Source organism: Brenneria salicis ATCC 15712 = DSM 30166 (genome assembly GCF_003315515.1).
Taxonomy (GTDB): Bacteria; Pseudomonadota; Gammaproteobacteria; order Enterobacterales; family Enterobacteriaceae; genus Brenneria; species Brenneria salicis.
In genome coordinates, this window is the sequence record NZ_QNRY01000005.1 from 52,542 (window position 1) to 66,355 (window position 13,814).

A 13,814-nucleotide genomic window follows, 5' to 3' on the forward strand; every position below is an offset into this window, starting at 1 on the left:
ACCCGATTTCGCTCAATCATTACGGCACAAGCAGACGGCGTTTTTACCCGGCTGCGCTGGATAAGCCCCTGATCAAACGGGCGGTTGCACGATAAGTTGCCCCGCAGATCCCCGGTCAGCCATTTCCAGCGTCTGGCTGTAATACAGGAACGGGAAAGCCTGCGATGAAGGCTGAGTGAAATAAACCAGCAATTCGACATCGTTATCAACCCAGACGGTATCTTTCCAGCCGCTGTCCTCAACCGGCACCGCGCCGCCGTTCACACTGCGCACCAGAAACTTCACGCCTTCTATATGGAACGGCTGCGGCGTATCGGCATGGATCAGCCAGCGCTCGCAGCGACCAACCTGTGTTTGCACATCCATGCGGGTCATATCCCACATGGCGCCGTTGATCCCCGGCAGACTGTCGCCCAGACGAAACTCGCGTGTACGGCTGATGCTGCCTTCAATGATGTTATCCGCCAGCAAGCGCATCGGCAGATTGTCCGTCACCAGCGGCAGTAATCCTGTTGGTTTAAGCGTTAAGATCTGAGTCGAAATCAGCATGCCGGATGGCTCAAACAGACCGCGCAAGCGATCCATGATCCCGGCGGATTCGCCCGCCGTCAGCGTCACCTCGCCACCTTCAGCCATATCAACCAGAATCTCCCGCCGTTCGCCAGGCGCCAGCGAGATCTGATTCACCGCCATCGGTGCCGGCAGAAGCCCCTGATCGCTGGCGATCACATGCATCGGGCGTCGATCGCTCAGATACATCACATAGCGGCGGGCATTTGATGCATTCAGCAGTCTCAAACGCACCCAGCCGCGCGACACTTCCACGAACGGATTATGAACGCCATTCACCAGCAGCGTATCGCCCAGAAAACCCCCGTTTGCCGGGCTGTAAATCGGCGCGCCGAAATTATCCAGCCGTTTGTCCTGAATGATCAGCGGGAAATCATCAACGCCGTAGTGATTAGGAAGCGGAAGCGATTTACTGGTACTGTCTTCAACCAGCCACAGCCCGGCCAATCCGTTATAGATATGGGGAGCCATGCGGTTCGGCGTATTGGCATGATACCAACAGGTCGCGGCAGGCTGGCGGATCGGCAGCACCGGCGACCAGTCCATCCCCGGCGAAATGATGCGAGCCGCGCCGCCCATCAGCGAACCGGGAACCTGCAACCCGCCAATCGTCATCGCCACCGGTTCAGTAAGCCGATTGCTGTAAATCAGCTTGACGTCATCGCCGTCATACACCCGTACCGTGGGGCCTAAATACCGGCCATTGATCCCCCAGACCGGGGTTTTGTGAGTATCAATAAAAGCCCAATGGGTACGTTGCATCGTCAGAAACAGAGGTTGACCCCGGCGCGACTCCAGTAACGGCGGTATCGGTAATGCGCCGGGAAGTCCATCCCCTTTCGCCGTCAATGGCGTCATCCCCGCGCACAACGCAAGACCCGATGCCTGAATAAACTGACGTCGGCTGAATGACATAATGTCTCCGTAAATCTGTTAAACCGTTTGCAAAGTGTAGCTTCCGACGAGTTACGCGGAAGAAATAACGATTTTGGTTTGGCCTGAGGAAGGCTTATTTTTTTCCCGCCGCTTCGCGTGCCGCAACCTCGGCATCCAGTTGCGCCAGTTTAGCGGCCATCAGATCGTGGCAATGTGCGGCCAGTTCACGCACCTGCTCTTTGGTGTAAGCGCGCGTATCGACAGGCGGCAGCATTTCCACGATAACGAGGCCGTTGTTCCAACGATTCAGCTTCACCTTGTTGCTGGTGTTCGAAATGCAAATCGGCACTATCGGCACGTCCGCGCCAATCGCCGCATGAAACGCGCCGGTTTTAAACGGCAGCAGACCACGCCCCCGGCTGCGCGTCCCCTCAGGGAACATCCAGATGGAAATATTGTGTTCTTTAATATGCTTCACCACCTGCGCGATAGTGCCGTGCGCCTTAGCGCGGTTTTCACGGTCAATCAGCAGGTTGCCCGTCAGCCAGTAAAGCGGGCCGAAAAAGGGGATCCACAGCAGACTTTTTTTCCCGACGGTCACGGTACGCGGTTGCACGGCGTTCGATGCGGTGACCATATCGTAATTATTCTGGTGGTTAGCGATATAGATGAAATTACCGTAATGCGCCGCTTCTTCCGGTATGCGTAATTCAACCTTCAGGCCAAACACCACTGACAGCCGACCGAAAAGACGACCAAATGTCGACACATGTCCGGGGTTTTTCGGGCTGAACAGACAGTAAATAGAGCCAAAAATACAGATCAGGATCGATAATACGACCACCACAATAAAACGAACAATGAATAGCATAGCAACCTCATTAGCCAACCGCGCCGCCAGTATAGCGATTTCGCCATAAAAAACACGGTGATTCCGTTGTCGCAAATTGGCGTTCTGGTTATCAGATAATATCGAAGGGATCAGGCGCGGCGGGATGATATAACCTCGTCCCGGCGCGAATGACTCATTCTTCACTGGCGCCGTCGCCAACCGGTTTGGGCGCATCCACATCAATACGATCGATGCGTTGCAGACCGCGCAGCAGCGTGCCTTTACGTCCGCGTTCTCCCTGATATTTCTGTAGGTCGTTAGGGCGCAGCACCAGTTTGCGTTTGCCAAAGTACAGCGTGACCGAGGCCTGCGGCGGCAATAGCAGCAGCCAGGTCAGGCGATCTTTGCCGCCGGCGAAATCCGCGGACGAAATCGACACGATCTTGTTGCCTTTGCCTTTCGACAATTGCGGCAAATCGGAAACCGGGAACAGCAGCATTCTGCCGGCGGCGGTGATCGCCATCAGCAGGTTGTCGTCGCCTTTGATTTCAATCGGCGTCAGCGCTTTCGCGTTATCCGGCAGCGTGATAATCGCTTTACCCGCACGGTTGCGCGCCACCAGATCATTGAAGGTACAGACAAAGCCGTATCCGGCATCCGAGGCCATCAACAGCGGCTGATCGTCCGCCGCCATCAGCGCCTGCTCAATCGTCGCTCCCGGCGGCGGCGTCAGTTTACCGGTCAGCGGTTCGCCCTGCCCGCGAGCGGAAGGCAGCGTGAGCGGATCAAGCGCATAACTGCGTCCGGTGGAGTCGATAAACACCACCGGCTGGTTGGTTTTCCCTTTCGCCGCGGCGCGGAAGCTATCGCCCGCCTTATAACTCAGTCCGGCGGGATCGATATCGTGTCCTTTGGCGCTGCGCACCCAGCCCATTGCCGATAACACAATCGTCACTGGCTCGGAGGGCACAAAATCGTGCTCGCTCATGGCTTTCGCTTCGCTACGCTCATGCAGCGGTGAACGACGCTCGTCGCCATAGGCCTGCGCATCCGCCTGAATTTCTTTCTTCAGCAGGTTGCTGAGCTTACGCTCTGACGCCAGCAGCGCCTGAAGCTGATCGCGCTCTTTCGCCAGATCGTCCTGCTCGCCGCGGATTTTCATCTCTTCCAGTTTGGCCAAATGACGTAATTTCAGTTCCAGAATCGCTTCGGCCTGGGTTTCGCTCAGGCTGAACTGGCGCATCAGCACCGGTTTTGGTTCATCTTCCGTGCGGATGATATGAATGACTTCATCGATATTCAGGAACGCCACCAGCAAACCTTCAAGGATATGCAGGCGCTTGAGCACTTTCTCCAACCGGTAATTCAGACGACGACGCACCGTGTCGCGACGAAATACCAGCCATTCGCTCAGGATCTCGACCAACCCTTTCACGCTGGGACGACCATCCAGACCGATCATGTTCATGTTGATGCGGTAACTTTTTTCCAAATCGGTGGTGGCGAACAGGTGGTTCATCACCTGATCGAGATCGATACGGTTGGAGCGCGGCACCAGCACCAGGCGCGTGGGGTTTTCATGATCGGATTCATCACGCAAATCTTCAATCATCGGCAGTTTCTTGGCGCGCATCTGGCTGGCTATCTGCTCCAGCACTTTGGCGCCCGAAACCTGATGAGGCAGCGCCGTGATGACCACATCGCCCTCTTCTTTCTTCCAGATCGCGCGCATGCGCACCGAACCGCGTCCATTCTGGTAAATTTTGCGCACTTCATCGCGCGGGGTAATGATTTCCGCTTCGGTGGGGAAATCAGGCCCTTGAACGTGCTGTAACAACGCATCCAGCGACGCGTTCGGTTTATCAATCAGCGTCACGGCAGCGGCGGCCACCTCACGGATATTGTGCGGCGGAATGTCCGTCGCCATACCGACCGCGATCCCCGTCGTACCGTTGAGCAGGATGTTCGGCAACCGGGCGGGCAGCATCTTCGGTTCCTGCATCGTGCCGTCAAAGTTCGGCACATAGTCGACCGTCCCCTGGCCCAGTTCGCCGAGCAGCACTTCCGCATATTTGGACAGCCGCGATTCGGTGTAACGCATGGCGGCGAATGACTTCGGATCATCCGGCGCCCCCCAGTTTCCTTGCCCATCCACCAGCGGATAGCGGTAGGAGAACGGCTGCGCCATCAATACCATCGCTTCGTAACAGGCGCTGTCGCCGTGCGGATGATATTTACCCAATACGTCACCGACGGTACGGGCGGATTTTTTGAATTTGGCGCTGGCATTCAGGCCCAGTTCCGACATGGCGTACACGATACGGCGTTGTACCGGTTTCAGACCATCGCCGATGAATGGCAATGCCCTGTCCATGATCACGTACATGGAATAATTCAGATACGCATTTTCGGTAAAGGTATGCAGCGCAAGACTTTCTACGCCGTCATGAGTCATCTCACTCATTTATCTCACTTTCCTCACATCGCGGCGCGATTATTACGCTTCCCGACACGCCATACGGCGGTATGTTTGGTGGGAATAGTACCGCAAGCGCTGTGCAAAAACACTCATGCGTTTTTTTCGCAGGCATGCCTGTCATTGCCTGCGGATGAAAGAGTGAATCGGCATGATAAATACTGGGGATTTTATATTAACCATGCTAACTATTTCACTCGTAACCATACGGTATCGACCTTAAAAAAACCGATCTGGACGCCAGCTAAAAAATTATTAATTTATTGTATTTAATTGATTTAATAACTGTTCGCTTTTTATTTCCCTGCCGTTCCCCTCTGTTTTTTAATTATGACTATACTTTAGCTTGATTAATATTAACACCTTGTTCAACAAGACGTTAATAGCCTGAAAATAACAGATTAATAGGGGTGGATATGAATATTTCGAACGAATTACATGTGGCGAAAAAAATATCATGGGGCAGTATCATCGGCGGTGTGGTGACTGTATTAGCCGTATCATTATTACTCTCCACGCTTGGTACCGGTCTGGGTTTTTCGATTGTCGATCCTCTGTCGGATGAACCCGTGGACGGCGTGGGAACCACCGTTCTGATTTGGTCAGCATTATCCATTATTGTCAGTCTGGCGGCAGGGGCGTTTATCGCCGGACGATTAGCGGCGGTAGACGGTTTGATTCATGGCTTTCTGGTCTGGGCGACGGCGCTGATTGTCGCCGCCGTGTTAGGCGGCATGTTGCTTGGCGGCGCGATAAAAGCCACCGGCAACGCGATCGGCTCAGTGGCATCGCTAACGGGTAACGTGATTTCCGGCGCGGGCTCTGCCGTGGGCGGCGGTATGCAAGGCATCGCCAATCTGGGCGGCAAGACATTTGAAAATCTTGATCTGGATACCAGTCTGCGACCGGAACAGATGACCGATGAAGTAGCCGAAGCTTTACGCAACAGTGATATTGAGTCATTGCATCCGGACTATATGCAAAAACAGTTGGAAGGAGCAAAAACCGAGATTGGCGAAGCGATAAAAGCCATTGCCGTCAACCCGGATAACAGTGACGCGATCATCCAGAGTTTGATCGAAAAACTGAAAGCCCGCGGGGAAGCATTAACGCAAGACGTGGATCGTGACAGCCTGACCAGAGCGCTGGCAGACAATACCTCCATGACGCAGGAAGAAGTGAACCGAACGGTCGATAACCTGATTGAGGCCAAGAATAAAACGGCCGAGTTGGTCAACCAACGACTGAGTGAGGCGGAAGCCCGCATTGAACAGGCCAAACAGCAGTATGCCGACATGAAGCAGAAAGCCCGCGAACAGGCGGCGGTTGCCGCTTCCGCCGCTGCGCAGGCCGCGTTCTGGTCATTCTTTGCCTTGCTGATTGGCGCGATTGTCAGCGTATTCGCCGGCTTGTGGGGGGTTAAAACCTGTAACCGGGGCCACATCGCGTAACTTACAGTAAGATCATCGTCATACCACAGGCTCCTTTCCCGGAGCCTGTTTTTTATATAAACGTTATTACATAACTGCCTTTCTTTATTACTCCGCCTGTCACCCGCGTATTACTGCTCCAAAAACGTTTTATTAAGAATAATTCATCATTATTGCAACAGGTAGTGATAATCAATATCATGTGATAATAATTATCATTCCTGCTTTTCATCATGTTTTAGCCGGTTTGTTTTCTGCCACCGCCATTCATTGCCAGAACGTTATCGCGACGACGCTGGTCGGACAGAACCCTAGCAAAGAGTATCACCATGTTAATGAATAAGAATTTAAATAAGATCCTCCTCAGTGGGATATTAACAGGCATCGCGTCAAACAGCGTGGCGGCAGAAACGCCATCCACCGCCTCCGAACCGATCGGGGACGTGATGATTGTTCACGCGCCGGAAATCGAGAAAAAAGCGGGTTCTTCGGTTGCGATAACCGCTGATGATATGCAAAAACACGGTGGAAATGACTTCGGCACTATTATGCGTTATCAACCGCTGATTAGTGCGACCGGCTCCAGCGGCGGCGCCTCTAACGGGAAAAGCGGCTTTGATCGCGGCGGTTATACGGGCTACAACATTCGCGGAATTGAGAGCAACCGCGTGGCTATCGATGCCAATGGCATCGCGTTGCCCAACGCGACCGGACGCAGCTATGCCAGCCGCGCCGGATTTAATACCTTCGGCATGGGGCGCGACTACATTGACCCTTATCTTTACGGACGCGTCGACATCGAATCCGGGGTAACCCCGGCAGAGAATGCGATCAATGCGCTGGGTGGCAGCGTGTCGTTCCGTGCGAAATCAGCCGATGATTACCTGAACGCCAACAAACGGGAATACTTTGGTTTTCAAAGCGACTACGACTCAGCCAACCGTGGCTGGCATAACGGTATTACGGCGGCGAGCGGAGATGACGAACTACGTGGCATTGTGGTGCTAAGCCGCCGTGATGGTCAGCAAACCCGCAATAATAGCGATGATATCGCGGCTTATCCGGCCAACTGGCACTCCAATGCGTTTCTGGCCTCCGGTATCTGGCAACCAAATGATGAACATCAGTTCACCGGCACGGTGGACTACTACCATAAAACCAATCACACTCGCTACGATTACTGGGGTAACCTGCCAAGCAGTAATACCATTTACGGCACGGCGCAGCAAAGCAGCCAGACCCGCCGCTGGAGCGTCAGCCTGAAAGATCGCTGGACGCCGCTCAACAATACGCTGGTCGATCTGATCGATAGCCGCATTTATTTTCAGAACAGCGAATCGCACGATAATACCTGGCTGCCCGCCACAACAGGGATCACTGCCGCTGATAGCCACCGCGTCTATTCTGATTACAATGTTAAAACCTACGGGCTGGAAACTCACATGGTGAAAAATTGGGATCGCCATGAGTTCAGTTGGGGTATCAATGCCAGTCAAACCAAAACTGAACGCCCATTCAGGCAAGATCCTAATCAAACGAGCGCCAACAACATTATGCAGCCGGAAGCGGACAGCAATAGTTATACCGTTGGCGGCTTTGTGCAGGACACGATTTCCTGGGATCTGGCCGGTCACGCATTTTCCGTCGTCCCTGCCGCGCGCGCGGTGCATCAGCGAACCAAACCGGCTAACGCCGGCAGCATGAGCGGCGATGGCAGCGTTATTAATGAATCCGACGTCAACAGATTGTACGGTAAAGCTAACAGCGATACGCAGTTCCTGCCTTCACTGAGCTTCCTGTATGACATCACGCCGAAATTGACAACCTATGTGCAATATCGCCGTGGCGCACAATTTCCCGATGCCAGCCAGCTTTATGGTAGCACCAATCTGGATGCCAACTTTGCCGGTCCTTTCCAATATGCGTTTATTGGCAACAGCGATCTCAAGACAGAAACCAGCAACAACGTAGAATGGGGATTAAAGGGAGAATTGACAGAAGGCGTGACCTTCCGCACCGCGCTGTTCTACAACACCTATAAAAACTTTATTGCCAATACCCGTTACAGCCGTAGCGCCAATCCCAATAGATTTACCAATGTTCCTAGTAATATCAATACGATATACCAGGCTGAAAATCGTGATAAAGCCTATATTTATGGCGGCGAAATCAGCAGCAAAATCAATTTCGGTACGTGGTTCCCGGCCATTGACGGGCTAAGCACCACCCTGGCGTTCGGTTACACTCAAGGACAATCCAAATCCCGCTATCTGGGCGACCGCTATATTGATCTCGATAGCGTTGCACCGATGAAAGCGGTCATCGGTATCGCCTATGACGATCCGTCCCAGCGTTACGGTGCGGCGTTGACGTCCACCTTCCAGAAAGGGAAACAGGCGCAAGACACTAACCGTCAAAACTATAACAACTCAGGTTCCCCGATTACCGTATCCACCACCGAATACATGCGTGTTCCCGGTTACGGTATGGTTGACCTGACGGCTTACTGTCGCGTGCTGCCGAACGTGAAACTGAGCGGCGGGGTGTATAACCTGACGGATCGTAAATACTGGGATTATCTGAGCAGCCGCCAGATTGAAACGACCACGGCGCAGGATCGCTATGATCAGGCACTGGCCGTGCAACCGGGCCGTACCTTCCAGCTTGGCGTTAATGTGGATTTCTGATTCAGATGCAACAAGGCGATGCCGGGGCATCGCCTTGTCATAGGGCCAGAAGTACAGGGACAAAACAGAGAAATGTTTTGCGCACCCGGCGGCAACCGGCGTTATACCTCGATTTCCGCTTCGTCGCCCTTCTCTTGCAGCCAGTTACGCCGATCTTCGGAGCGTTTTTTCGCCAGTAGCATATCCATCATCGCCATCGTTCGATCGACATCATCGTCACCAATGGTCAACTGCACCAAACGACGGGTATTCGGATCAAGCGTGGTTTCGCGTAGCTGCAACGGGTTCATTTCACCCAACCCTTTGAAACGCTGTACGTTGGGTTTGCCTTTTTTACGTTTGAGTTGTTCCAGCACGCCCGCTTTTTCCTCTTCGTCCAGCGCGTAGTAAACCTCTTTTCCCAGATCGATGCGGTATAACGGCGGCATCGCCACGTAGACATGTCCGCCGCGCACCAGCGCCCGAAAATGACGGACAAACAGAGCGCACAGCAGCGTGGCGATGTGCAGACCATCGGAGTCCGCATCCGCCAGAATACAGATCTTGCCGTAACGCAACTGGCTGAGATCGTCACTGTCAGGATCGATACCGATCGCCACCGAAATATCATGCACCTCCTGAGAGGCCAGCACTTCATCAGAAGCCACTTCCCAGGTGTTCAGGATCTTCCCCTTGAGCGGCATAATCGCCTGAAACTCGCGTTCGCGCGCCTGTTTCGCCGATCCGCCCGCGGAGTCCCCTTCCACCAGAAACAGTTCAGTACGATTCAAATCCTGCGAGGTGCAGTCCGCCAGCTTGCCGGGCAATGCCGGGCCGCTGGTCAGTTTTTTACGCACCACTTTCTTGGCCGCGCGCATACGCCGCTGAGCGCTGGAGATCGCCAGTTCAGCCAGTTGTTCCGCTGCCTGAACGTTCTGATTCAGCCACAGGCTGAACGCATCTTTCACCACGCCGGAAACAAACGCGGCGCACTGGCGTGAAGACAGACGCTCTTTGGTCTGTCCGGCGAATTGCGGCTCCTGCATTTTTACCGATAGCACATAAGCACAGCGCTCCCAGATATCGTCGGCGCTCAGCTTCACCCCGCGCGGCAGAATATTGCGGAATTCACAGAACTCGCGCATCGCATCCAGCAACCCCTGACGCAGGCCGTTAACGTGCGTGCCGCCCATCGGCGTGGGGATCAGGTTAACGTAGCTTTCCGTGAGCAGGTCGCCGCCTTCCGGCAGCCACAGCAACGCCCAGTCCACCGCTTCGGTATCGCCGGCGATGGCGCCCAGAAACGGTTTTTCCGGCAGAGTAATCAAACCATTTACCGCTTCACACAGGTAATCGTTCAGACCATCCTGATAGCACCAGCGCTGTTCGGTGTTGTTGACCTTGTCCTTGAAAACGATCTCGACGCCGGGACACAGAACCGCTTTGGCTTTCAACAAGTGCGTCAGGCGCGATACCGAAAAGCGCGCACTATCGAAAAATTTCGCATCCGGCCAGAAATGTACCCGCGTACCGGTATTACGGCGGCCACAGGTTCCGGTTACCGTGAGATCCTGCACTTTGTCGCCGTTTTCAAACGCCATGTCATAGACTTGCCCGTCGCGTCGAACCGTCACCTCCACGCGCGATGACAGGGCGTTAACCACGGAAATCCCCACGCCATGCAAACCGCCGGAGAACTGGTAGTTTTTGTTGGAGAACTTGCCGCCGGCGTGCAACCGGCACAGAATCAATTCAATAGCCAGCACCCCTTCTTCCGGGTGGATATCCACCGGCATACCGCGACCATCATCAATAACTTCCAGCGACTGATCGTCATGCAAAATCACATCGATACGCCGCGCATGTCCCGCCAATGCCTCATCGACGCTGTTATCTATCACCTCTTGTCCCAGATGATTAGGGCGTGTGGTATCGGTATACATGCCCGGACGACGGCGCACCGGCTCCAGTCCGCTGAGTACTTCAATCGCATCAGCGTTATAGCTTGATTGAGTCATGGTTTGAATTAATTCTTTGTTTTAAAAAGATTATTTACAGGATCGTTTAAATGAAATCCGCGGTGATCTGATCAGTCTGCCGTAAAGCCCAGAAAATTCACTATGGGCGCAAAAAAGTGCTCAAATCCGAAAAAGGCATGATTGCCTCCCGATTCCACTGTTTGACGACAATTCGTGTAATAGGCGACCGCCTGGCGATAGTCCAGAACTTCATCCCCGGTCTGAAGCAACAACCAGAGCAAATCCGGCCATTCCAGCGGTTCAACCTGCATCACTTTCAGATCGTAAACGTGCCGTGACTCTAGCACATATTGCTCGCCTGTGTAGGGGTTCTGATATTCGCCCAAATGGTCGAGCAACAGTTCAAACGGTCTGACGGCCGGATTCACCACAACCGCAGGCAGAGTGAAGCACTGGGACAACCAGGTGGCATAATAACCACCGAGCGAGGAGCCAACAATGCCCAGCGGATGTCCGGCGCGCGCCATCACCAGCGATTCCATCAACTCGGCCGCTTGCGCCGGGTAAGGCGGAAGTTGCGGGATCAACATGTCAATCTCAGGGTGGCGGCTTGCCAGCCAGTGCTTAAGCGCGATGGCTTTCGCCGAATCGGGCGTGCTGTTAAAGCCGTGAAGATAAAGTAAAGTCGGCATTAATACCCGTCCGAATTCATATCCGGCAAAAATTCATTCCCCGACAGACGATACACCGTCGTCTCCAGACGACCATCCGGCATCAGATCCAGATAACGCCAGCCGGGTGCGACATCATCAATGGTGAAATTGGTGCAGTGTGGTTTGAACTGCACGCAAGTCGACGGCGTCGCCAACAGACGGCGGCCATGCCAATCGAGATCCATTTCCTGGTGGATATGCCCGCACAGAATGGTATTCACCCGCGGGTAGCGCTCCAGCACCGCGTCCAGATGGTGCGCATTACGCAAGCTGTGCTGGTCAAGCCAGGTGCAGCCGGAAGGAGAAGGATGATGATGCAGTAAAAGCAGGGTATAGCGATCGGGCTGACTTTGCAGGCAACGTTCCAGCCACTCAAGCTGATAATCGCTCAGTTCGCCATGCGGCACGCCAAAGACCTGACTATCAAGCAGCACGATCTGCCATTTATCGCCGACCAGCACATGCTTGGAAGGCGCAATCCCCGCTTGCGCCAACGCATCCACCATGGCGGGTTGAAAATCATGATTGCCCGGCAACCACACGCAAGGCGCGACCAGTTGCCGGATACCGCGCGCAAAGTGATGATAGGCTTCAAGCGAGTGATCCTGCGCCAGATCGCCCGTCGCGACGATCAAATCGAATGCGCCCTGCTGGGCTTTTATGGCATTCAGCACCGCGTGATAGCTGCGATAAGTGTTAATACCAAGCAATGTTTCATGCTCACCGGCAAACAGGTGGGTATCTGTTATCTGTAAAATCCTGATTCTGGCCCCACTCGCCACAGGAAGTGTCAACAGGCTTTCCAAATGGTGTCCTTGGTTACTTAAATCTGTCTATATCCGCCATCTTTCAAGTCGCAAAGACATTGGCTTCCCGCGCTTTGAAATCTATTGGGTATCAAAAACCGGAATCGACATCGAACCATACGCCAAACAATATCTTAGCCAATCAGCAAGAAACTGATTAATTTGATGCTTTTCGTCACGTTGATGTAACTTGTTATTCGGATAATCATAACGCGCTTTGAAACGGAAGATCTGCTGACTGGCACACACTTCCGCAACCAGCGCGTCATGATACAGCCTGACCGTCATCATTGGCAGGCTCCAGTAGCTTACCGTCGGCGCGGTCTGCTTAATTTCAACCAGCGAAGTATAACGGGTAGACTCAAGGATCGTTAAACGATAGACCGCATGATTAACGTGATAAACCGCGGTTTCACCGACTTCGTCAATACGGGGCAGCAAACGCCGTAATTGCATAAAATTGGTTTCGCATAACCTCATCATTGCCGGGAAATCCGGGGTATAACGCTTCATAAATTCAATCCACCCACGCGTTTCTCAGTTTCTCATGGTGCAACGCCAACCATTGCAAGGCAATGACAGACGCTGCGTTATCAATAATTCCTTGCTCAACCCATTGATAGCTCTGCTCGCGGCTGACGACATGCACGCGAATATCTTCATTTTCTTCCGCCAGACCGTGAATGCCGATCGCTGTGCGGGTATCCACCTCGCCTACCATAACAGCCAGGCGCTCACTGGTGCCACCCGGACTGGCAAGATAGCTGATTACCGGTTGGCAGCGCTTCACCGTCAGCCCGGCTTCCTCAAGGGCTTCACGCCGGGCAACCTCTTCCAGACTCTCGCCCGGTTCAATCATGCCAGCCACCAACTCAAACAACCAGGGGGAAGCGCTGGTGTCATAGGCGGCGATACGAATCTGCTCGATCAAGACAACTTCATCCCGTACAGGATCATACGGCAACAGAACTACCGCGTGACCACGCTCAAAAATCTCGCGGTTCACCTCGCCGCTCATTTCACCATTAAACAAACGGTGGCGAAAACGATAGCGTTGCAATGAAAAAAAACCGCTGTATAGCGTTTCACGTGCAATAATTTCCACATCATCTTTCGTAAACGTAACCGGACCAGAGACTGAAGACCCCATGACTAAACTCCTGTTATGAGTGATTGACGGTATCCGGTATTGTAGGTCGGAAATCCTTGTCATTATACTCATCGTTGTTTTGGCGGATTTGTTTTTGATAGCTTCGTTTGTGGTAGATTTATCATCTCTCAGCCCGTTTTTTGTGCAGACTGATGATAACGGGCGTTCTGAGTCAGTCGCGTGTATCCTGCAAAACGCACCGTTCAGGTCTGAATCGTCAATAACATTAACCGGTTCGGACAGCATCCACAGCAAGATGGCACGTTCAGCTACCTTATCCTATTGGCAGATTCTGATAGAATCGACAATTATTCGT

At 53.4% G+C, this 13,814-nt stretch carries 10 protein-coding genes; 2 read left to right on the forward strand and 8 right to left on the reverse strand.

The features are described from left to right. Window positions 1–72: 72 nt before the first annotated feature. The 3 genes from ftsP to parC form a co-directional block, all read right to left on the reverse strand. Window positions 73–1,485 (reverse strand): cell division protein FtsP, encoded by a 1,413-nt coding sequence (ftsP, locus tag DES54_RS04055; RefSeq protein WP_113865331.1) that lies wholly within the window; start codon window positions 1,483–1,485, stop codon window positions 73–75. Between the two features lie 94 nt (window positions 1,486–1,579). Further along, on the reverse strand, window positions 1,580–2,317 hold the full coding sequence (locus tag DES54_RS04060; RefSeq protein WP_113865405.1) for a 1-acylglycerol-3-phosphate O-acyltransferase: 738 nt from the start codon (window positions 2,315–2,317) through the stop codon (window positions 1,580–1,582). 154 nt (window positions 2,318–2,471) lie between these two features. Continuing rightward, complete coding sequence (gene parC / locus DES54_RS04065) at window positions 2,472–4,742, reverse strand: DNA topoisomerase IV subunit A (RefSeq protein WP_113865332.1); 2,271 nt, start codon at window positions 4,740–4,742, stop codon at window positions 2,472–2,474. A 428-nt stretch (window positions 4,743–5,170) separates the two neighbouring features. Between parC and DES54_RS04070 the strand changes: the two genes are divergently transcribed. After that, window positions 5,171–6,205 (forward strand): CAP-Gly protein, encoded by a 1,035-nt coding sequence (locus DES54_RS04070; protein ID WP_113865333.1) that lies wholly within the window; start codon window positions 5,171–5,173, stop codon window positions 6,203–6,205. Window positions 6,206–6,519: 314 nt separating this feature from the next. Continuing rightward, a complete protein-coding gene (locus DES54_RS04075) occupies window positions 6,520–8,871 on the forward strand; it encodes a TonB-dependent receptor domain-containing protein (RefSeq protein ID WP_427846345.1) in 2,352 nt (783 codons plus the stop codon). Between the two features lie 101 nt (window positions 8,872–8,972). Here the strand turns inward: DES54_RS04075 and parE are convergent, their stop codons facing one another. The 5 genes from parE to nudF all read right to left on the reverse strand — a co-directional run bounded on the left by parE (window position 8,973) and on the right by nudF (window position 13,498). Beyond that, the gene (gene parE / locus DES54_RS04080; protein WP_113865335.1) at window positions 8,973–10,868 is read right to left on the reverse strand and encodes a DNA topoisomerase IV subunit B; all 1,896 of its coding nucleotides are present in this window, start codon (window positions 10,866–10,868) and stop codon (window positions 8,973–8,975) included. A 71-nt stretch (window positions 10,869–10,939) separates the two neighbouring features. Further along, window positions 10,940–11,521 (reverse strand): esterase YqiA, encoded by a 582-nt coding sequence (yqiA, locus tag DES54_RS04085; RefSeq protein ID WP_113865336.1) that lies wholly within the window; start codon window positions 11,519–11,521, stop codon window positions 10,940–10,942. Continuing rightward, on the reverse strand, window positions 11,521–12,348 hold the full coding sequence (gene cpdA, locus DES54_RS04090; RefSeq protein ID WP_113865337.1) for a 3',5'-cyclic-AMP phosphodiesterase: 828 nt from the start codon (window positions 12,346–12,348) through the stop codon (window positions 11,521–11,523). Before cpdA ends, yqiA begins: the two co-directional genes overlap by 1 nt. A gap of 81 nt (window positions 12,349–12,429) precedes the next feature. Further along, window positions 12,430–12,861, reverse strand: coding sequence for a DUF1249 family protein (locus DES54_RS04095; protein WP_113865338.1), 432 nt, complete (start codon window positions 12,859–12,861; stop codon window positions 12,430–12,432). Window positions 12,862–12,865: 4 nt separating this feature from the next. Beyond that, window positions 12,866–13,498, reverse strand: a complete 633-nt coding sequence (nudF, locus tag DES54_RS04100; RefSeq protein WP_113865339.1) for an ADP-ribose diphosphatase — start codon at window positions 13,496–13,498, stop codon at window positions 12,866–12,868. Between the last annotated feature and the right edge of the window lie 316 nt (window positions 13,499–13,814).

Coding starts and splice junctions, on each gene's coding strand:
- DES54_RS04070 (WP_113865333.1), top strand. CDS start 5,171: ATGAATATTTCGAACGAATTACATGTGGCGAAAAAAATATCATGGGGC.
- ftsP (WP_113865331.1), bottom strand. CDS start 1,485: ATGTCATTCAGCCGACGTCAGTTTATTCAGGCATCGGGTCTTGCGTTG.
- parE (WP_113865335.1), bottom strand. CDS start 10,868: ATGACTCAATCAAGCTATAACGCTGATGCGATTGAAGTACTCAGCGGA.
- nudF (WP_113865339.1), bottom strand. CDS start 13,498: ATGGGGTCTTCAGTCTCTGGTCCGGTTACGTTTACGAAAGATGATGTG.
- DES54_RS04060 (WP_113865405.1), bottom strand. CDS start 2,317: ATGCTATTCATTGTTCGTTTTATTGTGGTGGTCGTATTATCGATCCTG.
- DES54_RS04095 (WP_113865338.1), bottom strand. CDS start 12,861: ATGAAGCGTTATACCCCGGATTTCCCGGCAATGATGAGGTTATGCGAA.
- DES54_RS04075 (WP_427846345.1), top strand. CDS start 6,520: ATGAATAAGAATTTAAATAAGATCCTCCTCAGTGGGATATTAACAGGC.
- yqiA (WP_113865336.1), bottom strand. CDS start 11,521: ATGCCGACTTTACTTTATCTTCACGGCTTTAACAGCACGCCCGATTCG.
- parC (WP_113865332.1), bottom strand. CDS start 4,742: ATGAGTGAGATGACTCATGACGGCGTAGAAAGTCTTGCGCTGCATACC.